Raw genomic sequence first — 12,438 nt, 5'->3', positions numbered from 1 at the left:
AAGGAATTCACATGCTGGTTTTTATCATCAAGCGTCTGGCCAATGCCATCATGGTTATGCTGGCTGTTGCCTTGCTGGCCTTTTTGATCTTTCGTCTGGCGGGCGACCCCGTCGAGATGATGGCCAACGAACAGATGACACAGGCCGACCGCGATAATCTGCGCGAGCGTCTGGGGCTTAACGATGGCCTGATGACACAATATACCCGGTTCGTGGTGAACGCAGCTCAGGGCAATTTCGGCATCTCCTATCGCAATGGTCAGGATGTTCTGGGCCTTATCGCCGAGCGGTTTCCGGCAACACTGGAACTGGTTCTGGTGGCGACCTTGATCTCGTTGCTGCTCGGCCTTCCCCTTGGCGTACTAACAGCAATCAAACGCGGCAAGTGGTATACGGAGGGATTGCAGTTTCTCTCTATTGTCGGTGTTTCACTGCCAAGTTTTGTGGTTGGTATCCTGCTCATTCTGGTTTTCTCGGTTACGCTGGGCTGGTTCCCGGCTTTCGGACGAGGTGATGTCGTACAGCTTGGCTGGTGGTCCACTGGATTGTTGACGCATTCCGGTCGTATCGCGATTTTGCTGCCGGCCATTGCGCTGTCGCTTTATCAAGTCACGCTCGTCATGCGTCTGGTTCGCGCAGAAATGCTGGAAGTGCTGCGTTCGGACTATGTGAAATTCGCCCGTGCCCGCGGTATTCCGCGCTGGCGTATCTATTTTCGTCATGCGCTTCGCAACTGCCTGATGCCAGTTGTGACCATGACAGCGATGAATGTCGGTTCGCTGATCGCCTTCGCGCTGATTACCGAAACCGTGTTTCAATGGCCAGGCATGGGCATGTTGTTCATTCAGGCCGTTACCTTCCTCGATATCCCGGTCATGGCAGCCTATCTCTGCATCATTTCCTTCATCTTCGTTGTGCTCAACACTTTCGTGGACATTGCCTATGCGGTGATTGATCCACGCCTGCGCACGGCGCGTTGAGTTGCCCATGGAACCGATTGTGGAGTCAAAGTCGATGAGCACCCCAACCACGCAAACCACCACCACCTCCCGTCCGTCGTTTGTACAGCGGGTTCGTAAAAGCGACTTGTGGTGGTCGTTCACACACAGCAAGACCGCGATGATCAGCGCAGCGCTGCTCGCAATCCTGATCCTGACGGCATTGTTTGCGCCCCTCATTGCGCCGCAAAACCCTTATGATGGCGCAGCACTCGATATGTGGAAAGCAGAGCTGCCGCCCATCTGGGAAGAGGGCGGCGAATGGCCCTTCCTGCTGGGCACCGACACGCAAGGGCGCGATATGCTGTCAGCCATTCTTTATGGCACGCGCATTTCCATCGTTATCGGCATCGCTTCGGTTGTGCTTTCCTTGGTCATCGGCATGAGTGCCGGTTTGGTTTCAGGCTATTTTGGTGGCTTCATCGACAATCTCCTGATGCGCATCGGCGATATCACGCTGTCTATCCCGACCATTCTGGTCGCCATTCTGGTTTCAACCGTCGTGCGGCAGATGTTGCCGGTCAGTCTTCGTGAAGTAGGGGCATCAGCGGTTCTCATTCTGGCCATTGCGCTCTCTGCATGGGTGCAATATGCCCGTACTGTCCGCGCTCAGGCCATCGTTGAAACCGGCAAGGACTATGTGTCTGCCGCCCGTCTGATCGGGGTTCCGGCGCGCCGCATCATGGCGAGACATATCCTGCCGAACACGTTGACCCCCATCATGGTGGCGGCCACGCTTAACTTCGGCATGGCCATTCTTACCGAAGCCACGCTGTCCTTCCTTGGCATCGGCATGCCGCCGAGCCAGCCTTCTCTCGGGACCCTGATCCGCATCGGCAACCAGTTCCTGTTTTCCGGTTCCTGGTGGATCGTGCTCTTCCCCGTCATTCAGCTGTGCCTGCTGGTTGTGGCCGTCAATATGCTTGGCGACTGGCTGCGCGATGCACTCAATCCGAAACTGAGGTAATATCGATGAACAATCTTTTGCTCCGCAATGTGCGCCCTATGGCTGGCGATACGTGCGATGTTTTGATCAAGGATGGGAAGATTGCTGGTTTCGGACAGTTCGAGGCAGAGCCCGGCATGGCCATCGAAGATGGTGGCAATGCAATCGTTGCGCCCGGCCTGATCGATGCGCATACGCATCTCGACAAGACGACCTGGGGCATGCCCTGGCATGTCAATAATCGTGCCGCGATCCTGCGTGAACGTATTGATTTTGAGCGCGAGCATCGGCTGGAAATCGGCCTTGATCCGCATCGCCAGTCGATGCGTCACGCAATCGGTCTTGCCGCCCATGGCGCAACGCATATCCGCAGCCATGTCGATATCGATCCCACCCATGGATTGTCATTGGTCGAAGGCGTCTGGGCAACACGCGAGAAGCTGAAAGGCATCATTGATATCGAGATCGTTGCATTCCCGCAGTCGGGTCTGATGGTCATGCCCGGTACGGAAGAATTGCTCGATGAGGCCTTGCGTCAGGGTTGTGAAGTTCTGGGTGGTATCGATCCATGCGGTATTGATCGCGACCCAAAGGGGCAGCTCGATATTCTGTTCGCGCTCGCTCTCAAGCACGGCGTACCGATTGATATTCATCTGCATGAGACCGGCGATCTTGGCGCGTTCACGATGGAACTCATCTTTGAGCGTATCCGCGCTAACGGTATGGAAGGGAGGGTGGCGATCAGCCATGCTTTCGCGCTCGGCATGAATGATTATTTGCGCGTCGGCCAGTTGATCGAACAGATCGCGGTTCTGGATGTCGCAATTCTGACGACCGGTGCGCCATCGGCCACAGTGCCGTCGATCAAGCGTCTCAAGGAAGCGGGCGTGCGCATTGGTGGTGGTTGCGACGGCATTCGCGACACCTGGGGACCATGGGGGCAGCCCGATATGCTGGATCGCGCCAAGATCATTGGCATGAAAAATGGCGTCCGTTCAGATCATGATCTGGAACATCTCCTGTATATCGTCTCTCAGGGCGGCGCAGACGTGATGCGTCTTGAAAACTATGGTCTGGATGTGGGCTGCAATGCCGACTTCACCCTTCTGACGGGTGAAACATTGGCCCATACCGTGGTGGATATCGCGCCGCGCCCTCTGGTGGTCAAGAACGGTCGCGTCACTGCACGTAACGGCGTTGCTGTGGTGGAGATGCCGTGATGAACAATGCGATCGATACATTAACGCTTGGTCAGCGATCTGATGGACGGACCCTGATTACCGCCAGCTGGGTGGTTGGGCACAAGGATGGCGGCCATACGCTCTTGCGCAATGGCGAAGTCGTTTTTGAAAACGGCGAGATTGTCTTTGTTGGACATGGTTTCACCGGTGAACTGGCGCGCCGCATCGATTTCGGCAATGCGCTGATCTCGCCGGGTCTCATTGATCTTGATGCCTTGTCGGACCTCGACACCACCATTCTTGGCATAGACAACCATCCCGGTTGGGCCAAGGGCCGCGTCTGGCCACGGTCTTATGTCGAGGCTGGCCCTTATGAGATGTACAGTCAGGACAAGCTGGCTTTTCAAAAGCGCTTTGCGTTCGGCCAGCTTCTGTTGAACGGGATCACCACGGCAGCACCCATCGCCTCGCTATTCTATCGCGAATGGGGCGAAACAGTTGCCGAGTTCGATGCTGCTGCTGAGGCAGCGGGTGAACTGGGGCTGCGCGTTTACCTAAGCCCTGCCTACCGTTCCGGCGGTATGGTTCTGGAAGAACCGGGAAAGATCGTTCCCATTTTCGACGAAGAGCGTGGCTTTCAGGGACTGAAAGACGCCGTTGCTTATATCGAGCGCCAGAATGGCCGTCACGGCGATCTGGTGCGCGGCATGTTGGCTCCGGATCGGGTCGAGACTTCAACACTTGGATTGTTGCAACGCACTGATGCGGCTGCGCGCGAGTTGGGCTGCAAGTTCCGTCTTCATATGGCTCAAGGCACGATGGAAGTCGATACTGTGCGGATGTTGCACGGCTCGACGGCTCCGGTCTGGCTTGCAAAATATGGCCTGCTCAGCGACCGGATGATTGCACCTCACGCGACGAATGCTACGGATGAAGATCTGGGCCTCTATGCAGCCAATGGTGTTTCCATTGTGCATTGTCCGCTCGTATCGGCACGCAGCGGCTCGATCCTCAAATCCTTCTCTGCTTGTCGCAAGCGGGGGATCAATATTGCCATGGGCACCGATACCACGCCGCCCGATATGCTCATGAATTTGCTGACGGGTCTCATTGCCGGTCGTATTGCCGATGGTGCGCCGGACCGTTTACGGTCGGCAGATCTTTTTGATGCGGCGACCATTGGTGGCGCAAAAGCACTTGGACGCGGTGATATCGGTCACCTCTCACCGGGTGCGAGAGCGGATATAGCGGTCTTCGATCTCGACGACACCATCATGGCGGCGACAGTTGACCCCATCACGACCATTGTCACTGGCGGTTCGGGCAAGATTACGCGCGCGGTCTTTGTCGATGGCCGCGCTTCCATGATTAATCGAAGGCTTGCCGGGTTGGACATGGAACAAGCCCGTCGTCAGGCGCAGGCCCAGTTCGACGGACTTATCGCCAAATATCCCGAGCGCAGCTGGAACCATCCTCCTGTCGCGGAAATCTTCCCTTCCAGCTATCCGATAGAAGGTGATTTCAATGCATGACATGCAAGAACCAGTCATTGAAGTGCGCAATCTGCGCGTGGTTTTTCCAGGGCGTCATGGCACGGTTACCGCTCTGTCGGATGTCAGTCTGTCGATCCGGCCCGGTGAAATCCTTGGCGTTGTGGGGGAATCCGGTGCTGGCAAGTCGATGACCGGTCTGGCCATTCAGGGCCTGCTGGAAGCGCCTGGGCATATCGCCGACGGTGAAGTGTGGCTTGGCAAGCGCCGGATCGACACGCTGGATGACCGGGCTATGGAGAAAATTCGCGGCCGTGAAATCGGCGCGATTTTTCAGGATCCGCTCACCTCGCTCAATCCGCTGTTCACGGTGGGCGCGCAGCTTGTCGAGACGATCCGGCGCCATCTTGGTCTTGGCAAGGCTCAGGCGCGTGAACGGGCTATCCAGTTGCTGCGCGATGTCGGTATTCCTTCGCCGGAGGACCGCGTCAACCAGTATCCGCATCAGTTCTCGGGTGGTATGCGACAGCGCGTGGTGATTGCACTTGCACTTGCCGCTTCCCCTAAGCTCGTTATCGCTGATGAACCGACGACGGCGCTAGACGTATCGATCCAGGCACAGATCATTTCGCTCTTGCGGAAACTCTGCAAGGAAAAGCAAACCGCCGTTATGCTCGTTACGCACGATATGGGCGTGATTGCCGAAGCGGCTGATCGCATTGCCGTGATGTATGCGGGGCGACTGATTGAGATCGGGCCTGTCGAACAGGTTCTGCATCAGCCGCGTCACCCCTATACACAGGGCTTGATGGCCTCGATCCCGTCGCTTGGTGCGCGGGTGGAAAAGCTGAACCAGATTGATGGCTCGATGCCGCGCCTTGACGCTATTCCCAAGGGTTGCGCTTTCAATCCGCGTTGCAAAGTGGCGGTGCCCCGCTGTCTTGAGGAACGCCCCGAACTCAACCTTATCAGTCAAAACCCCAATCTTGGCGCTAGCGCTTGTTGGCTCAACGCAGGAGGCAGCGTATGACGAACCCGTCGAAAGAAACTGCGGCTTTGACCGTCGAGCGTCTGGTCAAGACATTTGATGTCTCGGCTCCATGGCTCAACAGAGTGATAGAGCGCAAGCCGCGCCAGTACCTCCAGGCTGTCAACGATATCAGCTTTACGGTGCCAGCAGGTGGTTGTCTGAGCATCGTTGGCGAAAGCGGATGCGGAAAGTCAACCGTAGCCCGACTGGTCACTGGATTGCATGGCGCGACAAGCGGCCAGATGCGGTTTGCGCCCGGCAAAAGTGGTGCGCCATTGACGGCGCAGATGATATTTCAGGACCCTTATGCCTCGCTCAATCCTCGTTGGCGCGTCAAGAACATCATCGCTGAACCATTGCGGGAATTGAAACTGCGCAAAACAGCGGCGGAAGTTACCGAGCGCGTGGAGGAACTTCTGCGCACCGTTGGACTTTCACTTTCCGATGGCGAAAAGTTTCCGCACGAATTTTCTGGCGGGCAACGCCAGCGCATTTCAATTGCGCGTGCCTTGGCGAGCGAGCCTGAGTTTCTCGTTTGCGACGAGCCGACTTCGGCGCTGGACGTTTCAGTGCAGGCTCAGGTGCTCAATCTTATGCGACGGTTGCAGGATGAGTTGGGCCTGACCTACCTCTTCATCAGCCATGATATGAGCGTCGTTCGCCACATGTCTGACCGCATCGCGGTCATGTATCTGGGGCGGATTGTTGAAGAGGGCAATACGGAAGAACTCTTCGCGCAGCCACGTCATCCCTATACGCAGCTTTTGTTGCAGACAATCCCCAATATTGAAGCGCCCAATCGCAACCGCACACCGGCAAGCGGTGAAGTTCCAAGCCCGCTGAAGCCGCCTTCCGGTTGCACATTCCATCCGCGGTGTCCGTTTGCGGTGGCGCGCTGTGCGCAGGAAGCGCCGAAGATGCAGACTTTGTCGAATGGCACACGTGTGGCCTGTCATCTGGTGGAAGAGGCCGCAGCCGCTGCCTGATACAGGGTATTCAAGCGCCGCATTGGTCTACCGTTGCATGTTTGAAGCAGGCAACGAGATCTGCGGAAAAGTGCTCCAGTCGGTGTTAAAGCGGGTTGTTAAATTGTCGACAATATGAAATATTATTGTAGATAATAAATCAGGTTTCGGGGACGTGATGGAATTCGATTTTGAAGAGCTGGACCCTCAAAGCCGTTACAGGCTTCTGACGAATTTCATCGGCCCGCGACCGATTGCACTTGTGACAACTCGCTCACCGGCTGGCCACAGCAATGCCGCGCCGATGAGCTTCTTCAACGTGTTTTCGCACGACCCGGCCATTGTCGTTCTGGGCATTCAACCGCGTCTTTCCGGTGAGGAAAAGGACACGCTGGCGAATATCCGTCGCACCGGCGAGTTCGCAATCAGCATGGTCGACATGGCATTGTCGGAACAGATGCTGATTTGCGGATTGGGTTTTGACAGTGAGGTCGATGAGCTTGAGATGGCGGGGTTGTCAGCGAAACCCTGCCAGAAAATCGATGTCTCTTTTGCTGAACAGGCACCTTGCACCTTCGAGTGCCGTGTCGAACGTGTGATCGATTATCCGCGTCGCGCGCTTATCCTGGGAGAGGTGGTGCATATGCACGTCCGTCGCAATTGTCTGGATGCCGACGGCCATTACGTCGATCCCGAATTCTATCAACCGATTGCCCGGCTTCACGCCGACAATTACATCACTTCAGATCGCCAGTTCGTTTTGAAGGCACCGCCCATCGCCGATTTCGTGAAGCCGGAAAACTAGGCCAGAACGACGGTTCTTCGAGAATTTTTATCATGCACATTCATCTGATCAATCCTAACTCAACAGCGTCTATGACAGCGCAAGCTCTTGATAGTGCTCTGCTCGTCAAACACAGCAGCACCAAGGTCTCAGCTTCAAATCCTGCCGACACGCCTGTCAGCATTGAAGGCGGAGCCGATGAAGCACTGGCGGTGCCGGGCATGCTTGCGGAAATCCGAAAAGGTGAAGCGCAAGGCGTGAACGCCTATGTGATCGCCTGCTTTGACGATCCCGGCCTGCATGCGGCGCGAGAGATCGCGAAGGGTCCGGTACTGGGCATTTGTCAGGCGGCGGTACAGGTGGCCATGACGATCAGCCGGCGTTTTTCAATCATCACGACCTTGCCGCGGTCGGTTCCGATCATCGAAGATTTGGTTAGTGATTACGGCGCAGATCGTCATTGCAGGAAAGTGCGTGCGATCAATTTGCCGGTTCTGGGACTGGAAGAAGATCCTGCGGAAGCGGAACGGCTTTTGATCAGCGAGATCGAACTCGCCAAGCGCGAAGATCGGGCAGAAGCGATCATTCTCGGCTGCGCGGGCATGACGTCCTTGTGCGATCGGTTGCGGGATGCAACGGGCGTTCCGGTGATCGACGGTGTCGCGGCGGCGGTGAAGCTTGCCGAAGCTCTGGTCGGAGCGGGCTACGCGACTTCGAAGGTGAACACCTATGACTATCCGCGCGTGAAGACGGGCAATAAGGACGCCATCTGCGGAATATGTGCCTGAAATAGAAGCATCACGATGTATTGTTGACAATTTTGTAGGCGCTTTGCGGTTGCAATAGTTGACTTTTTCGGTCGCATCACGCTTCCTGAATCGGAACGGGAGCAAGACCATGACTGATCAGACAGGTGTCTCGACGCAGCAGATTGTTGAAAAAGTATGGCTATCCATTGCCGAGCGCCGTCTGCGTCCGGGGGTGCAGCTTAAAGAAGAGCAGATGGCGACGATTTTTCACGTCAGCCGTGCGCGTATCCGTCAAGCGCTTGCCGCGCTTGAGCGGGAAGGGCTGGTCACGATTATTCCCAATCGCGGCGCTTTTGTCTGCAAGCCTACGGTGGAAGAAGCGCGGGACGTGTTCTTCGTTCGCCGCACCGTGGAACGATGCGTGGTCGAGCGCCTTGGGCGTTCTCCGTCAAAGGACAAGATCAAGATTTTGCGCGAACATGTTGCGAAAGAACGTGTCGCCAACAAGAACAACGTCACGACCGATATCATCAAGCTGTCAGGTGGCTTTCATCTGCTGCTGGCCGAACTGACGGGGTCTGATTTTCTGTTTACGACGATGCGCGATCTCATTTCGCGCACCTCTCTCATCACGGCTGTCTACCGCAATACCAACCGCTTCAACTGTGGGCCTGATGAACACGCGGAGATTGTGGAAGCGATTCTGCATGGCGACGTCACAAAGGCCGCCGATCTGATGGCGCACCACCTTGAACATGTGGAATCCGAGCTGGACCTGCGGGAAATCAATGATCTCTCCCATGATTTGAGTGCGGCGCTCGCCTGAACGGGTATGACCGGTAAACGGGCGATAGTTCTTTTTCCTCCGTAGCCGTTGTGATTGATGGCGGATACGCCTTTACTAAATTATTTCAATAAGTTGTTAGCAAAGTAAGCCAACCGGTTATTACCCGGTTGGTTCGCTTTTGTACCGCCTGCCTATGGCGCACACGGCGTTTTCTCGACCAAAAGCGGAACAAGCTTCGGGTGAAAATGCAAGTTTCATCCCCATAGCAAAGAAATCCATCCACGATCTTGACATATGTCATAAGTTGGAATTAGCTTGATTGAAATTGAGCAGATGTCGCTTCGAGGAGACCCTTACCAGGGTGGAGCACATCGAGCTTGGGAGGAAATATTTGTGACTGGATTGTACACGGCAATCTTCGATTGCGTGATTGCGTGCGGCTGTGTTTCAGGCGGAGCATCCGCCTGTCTGTGGTTGGGCGTTGATCAGGAACGGACTTGTGCCTTGCAGGGTTCTTCGCCCGAACTGGTGAAGTCTCTATGAGTTACGAGTTCAGTTTCAGCTTCTTGGCTCAATACTGGCCGCTGCTGCTAAAAGGCACTCTGGCGACGATCCAGATGTCCCTGATCGTCACGGCGCTGGGCTTCGTGCTGGGTACGATCTGTGCGGTTGCCAGCATCAGCAAATACAAGTTCCTGCGCATTCTCGTGGCGATCTATGTTGAGGCGATCCGCAATACACCTCTGCTCGTGCAGCTGTTTTTGGTCTATTTCGGACTGTCCTCCATGGGCGTCAAATTTTCCGCCCAGACCTCGGCGCTAATCGGCCTGACCATCAATGTCGGCGCCTATTCCAGCGAGATCATTCGTGCAGGCTTGCAGGCCATTCACCCCGGCCAGCTGGAAGCTGCTGACACGTTGGGGCTGTCCCGGCTGCAAATGCTTGCAGGGATTATGCTGCCGCCAGCACTTGAGAAGGTCTATCCCGCTCTCGTCAGTCAGTATGTGCTGTTGATGCTGGCAACAAGTGTGGCATCGCAGATATCGGCTGAAGAGCTGACCGGAGCTGCGTCCAGAATCCAGTCGATGACCTTTCGTTCTTTCGAAGTCTATCTCGTCATTCTGGTCATCTATCTCGTCCTTTCCCTATTGATGCGGGGGCTGTTCAAGCTTCTGGGGTTGGCGTTGTTTCCACGCAAACGCCGTCTTGGCACCAATCTTTAGGAGGTCGGGATGTTTACGAATTTCTCCTGGATTCACATCGAAGTTCTGCTTCAAGGCTTGGTCTGGACAGTTTTGCTCTCCATCATTGCCTTCATATTCGGCGGCCTGCTTGGCTTTGCCGTGGCGCTGGCTGGAATAGCAAAGAACAAGGCTCTGGTTGCTCTGGTCGATGGTTATATTGTTCTGGTGCAGGGCACACCGGTTCTGATCCTGATGTTCATCGTTTACTTCGGTTTGCCGGTCTTCGGTATTGAAGTTTCGTCGCTTTTTGCGGCTAGCGTTGCGATGACGATCTTCGCCAGCGCCTTCCTTGGCGCTATCTGGCGCGGCAGTCTGCAATCCGTGCCGCGCACGCAGTGGGAAGCATCCGATTGTCTGGCCCTGACTGGATTGCAGGGGCTGTTCCTCGTCATCATGCCCCAGGCCATTCGCATCGCGACGCCGCCAACAGTCGGCTTCATGGTCCAGATCGTTAAGAACACATCGCTCGCATCGATCATCGGCATGGCCGAGATGACCTATATCGGTAAGGAAATCAACGCTTCGACGTTCCAGCCCTTCACGACCTATCTCGTGATCGCATTCTTCTACTTTTGCATTTGCTTCCCGCTCTCAGCGGCCAGCCGGAAATTCGAGAGGATGTACAGTGTCAGCCGTCGTTAAGTTTGTTGACGTTCATAAAAGCTATGGCTCGCTGCCGGTGCTCAGAGGTATCAATCTCGAAATTGAGAAGGGGCAGGTTGTTGCTCTGATCGGCCGAAGTGGTTCCGGTAAAAGCACAGCGCTTCGCTGTGTCGACCGGCTCGAAACCGTCAATAGCGGAGATATCTGGGTTTGTGATCACCGTGTCAGTGATCCCCATATCAATCTGCGCGCGCTCCGACAGGATGTGGGCATTGTCTTCCAGAGTTACAATCTGTTTCCCCATCTGACGGTTGAACAAAACATCACTCTGGCGCTGCGCTGGGTCAAGAAACTGACAAGACCAGCCGCGCGGGAAATAGCCGAGACGGTTCTGCGGCAGGTTGGACTGGCGGAAAAGATCGATTCCTATCCCGAACAATTGTCCGGCGGGCAACAGCAGCGCGTGGCTATTGCCCGATCACTGGCCATGAAGCCGAAGGTCATGCTGTTCGACGAGGTTACCTCGGCGCTCGATCCGGAACTGACCGGCGAAGTGCTAAAGGTCATCGAGGATCTTGCCAGAAATGGCATGACAATGCTGCTCGTCACCCACGAAATGGATTTTGCCAAGCGCGTGGCGGACAAGGTTGTCTTCATGCATCAGGGCCTGATTTGCGAGCAAGGTGGGCCAGCAATTCTGACCAGCCCGCAAACACCTGAATTGCGCAGCTTTGTTGGCGCGCATCATTAACCATCCAATCAAAGCATGTGGTGTCGATGAGGAGCGACACCATCAACAACAGGAGGAGGAAATATGACTATTCTGAACAAGAGAAAATTTCTGGCGATGATGGGTCTTGGCATCGGCATGGCTGCCATGATGGCGCAGCCGTCCTTTGCCGATCAGCTGGATACGATCCGCCAGCGTGGCAAGCTGCAAGTCGCTATTGATCTGGGCAACCCGCCTTATGCGATGCGCGATGCGAAGTTCCAGCCAACAGGCTCCGAAGTCGAAACGGCGCAGTTGCTCGCCAAAGACATGGGCGTGGATATTGAGTTCCTGACGGTTCCAACCTCGGGACGTATTCCCTTCCTGGTTTCGGGCAAGGCTGATCTGGCCGTGTCGACGCTATCGATAACAAAGGAGCGGCTTGAGGTGGTGGATTTCAGCATTCCTTATGCAGAAACCGCAATCGTCGTTGCAGCTCCCAAAGAAGCAAACGTGAAGTCCTATGCGGATCTGGCAAATGCGTCGGTCGCCGTCACACGCGGTACGGTCAACGATACCAATCTGACGGAAAAGACGGCGGATGTTTCCGGCGTCCAGATCGTGCGGTTTGAAGATGACCCAACATCGAGCGCGGCAGTCACCAGCGGCCAGATTGCAATCTATGCAACGTCCCGCCCGCTTCTGACCGAGTTGATCAAGGCCAATCCCAAGCTCGACCTCGAAGAGAAATTTGTCGCCAAGGCTTATCCGCTCGGCATTGCGCTTCGCAAGAACGAGCCAAAGCTCAAGGAATGGATTGACGCCTGGATCAAGACCAATCTCGACAATGGCAAGTTGATCGACATTTACGAAAAATACCACGGCGCTCGTCTGGACCCGCAGAAGCTGCTGGCCGGTGATTTGCCTCGGTCGTGACGAAGCTGTCGTGGCG

13 protein-coding genes are annotated in these 12,438 nt (G+C 55.6%); all 13 read left to right on the top strand.

Translation table 11 applies throughout. The features are described from left to right. Positions 1-11: 11 nt before the first annotated feature. The 13 genes from FHW00_RS12445 to FHW00_RS12385 all read left to right on the top strand — a co-directional run bounded on the left by FHW00_RS12445 (position 12) and on the right by FHW00_RS12385 (position 12,422). Positions 12-980 (top strand): ABC transporter permease, encoded by a 969-nt coding sequence (locus FHW00_RS12445; RefSeq protein WP_078337171.1) that lies wholly within the window; start codon positions 12-14, stop codon positions 978-980. Between the two features lie 34 nt (positions 981-1,014). Next, the gene (locus FHW00_RS12440; protein ID WP_078337478.1) at positions 1,015-1,965 is read left to right on the top strand and encodes an ABC transporter permease; all 951 of its coding nucleotides are present in this window, start codon (positions 1,015-1,017) and stop codon (positions 1,963-1,965) included. A gap of 5 nt (positions 1,966-1,970) precedes the next feature. Beyond that, complete coding sequence (locus FHW00_RS12435; RefSeq protein WP_078337170.1) at positions 1,971-3,164, top strand: amidohydrolase family protein; 1,194 nt, start codon at positions 1,971-1,973, stop codon at positions 3,162-3,164. Continuing rightward, on the top strand, positions 3,164-4,657 hold the full coding sequence (locus FHW00_RS12430; RefSeq protein ID WP_078337169.1) for an amidohydrolase family protein: 1,494 nt from the start codon (positions 3,164-3,166) through the stop codon (positions 4,655-4,657). The genes FHW00_RS12435 and FHW00_RS12430 overlap by 1 nt, the downstream gene beginning before the upstream one ends. Further along, positions 4,650-5,645, top strand: a complete 996-nt coding sequence (locus FHW00_RS12425; RefSeq protein ID WP_078337477.1) for an ABC transporter ATP-binding protein — start codon at positions 4,650-4,652, stop codon at positions 5,643-5,645. The genes FHW00_RS12430 and FHW00_RS12425 overlap by 8 nt, the downstream gene beginning before the upstream one ends. Continuing rightward, the gene (locus FHW00_RS12420) at positions 5,642-6,631 is read left to right on the top strand and encodes an ABC transporter ATP-binding protein (protein ID WP_078337168.1); all 990 of its coding nucleotides are present in this window, start codon (positions 5,642-5,644) and stop codon (positions 6,629-6,631) included. Before FHW00_RS12425 ends, FHW00_RS12420 begins: the two co-directional genes overlap by 4 nt. 157 nt (positions 6,632-6,788) lie before the next feature. Continuing rightward, positions 6,789-7,415, top strand: coding sequence for a flavin reductase family protein (locus FHW00_RS12415; RefSeq protein ID WP_078337476.1), 627 nt, complete (start codon positions 6,789-6,791; stop codon positions 7,413-7,415). Positions 7,416-7,447: 32 nt separating this feature from the next. After that, positions 7,448-8,182, top strand: coding sequence for an aspartate/glutamate racemase family protein (locus FHW00_RS12410; protein ID WP_078337167.1), 735 nt, complete (start codon positions 7,448-7,450; stop codon positions 8,180-8,182). 109 nt (positions 8,183-8,291) lie between these two features. Continuing rightward, positions 8,292-8,969 (top strand): GntR family transcriptional regulator, encoded by a 678-nt coding sequence (locus tag FHW00_RS12405; RefSeq protein ID WP_078337166.1) that lies wholly within the window; start codon positions 8,292-8,294, stop codon positions 8,967-8,969. Positions 8,970-9,469: 500 nt separating this feature from the next. Continuing rightward, on the top strand, positions 9,470-10,153 hold the full coding sequence (locus FHW00_RS12400) for an amino acid ABC transporter permease (protein WP_078337165.1): 684 nt from the start codon (positions 9,470-9,472) through the stop codon (positions 10,151-10,153). 9 nt (positions 10,154-10,162) lie between these two features. Then, the gene (locus FHW00_RS12395; RefSeq protein WP_078337164.1) at positions 10,163-10,816 is read left to right on the top strand and encodes an amino acid ABC transporter permease; all 654 of its coding nucleotides are present in this window, start codon (positions 10,163-10,165) and stop codon (positions 10,814-10,816) included. Then, entirely contained in the window at positions 10,800-11,528 is a 729-nt protein-coding gene (locus FHW00_RS12390) for an amino acid ABC transporter ATP-binding protein (RefSeq protein ID WP_078337163.1), read from the top strand. Before FHW00_RS12395 ends, FHW00_RS12390 begins: the two co-directional genes overlap by 17 nt. Positions 11,529-11,591: 63 nt before the next feature. Next, complete coding sequence (locus tag FHW00_RS12385) at positions 11,592-12,422, top strand: transporter substrate-binding domain-containing protein (protein WP_078337162.1); 831 nt, start codon at positions 11,592-11,594, stop codon at positions 12,420-12,422. Positions 12,423-12,438 lie beyond the last annotated feature (16 nt).

Origin of the sequence: Ochrobactrum sp. P6BSIII (genome assembly GCF_014138065.1) — a bacterium.
GTDB lineage: Bacteria > Pseudomonadota > Alphaproteobacteria > Rhizobiales > Rhizobiaceae > Brucella.
This window is presented reverse-complemented; position numbering and strand designations above follow the sequence as displayed.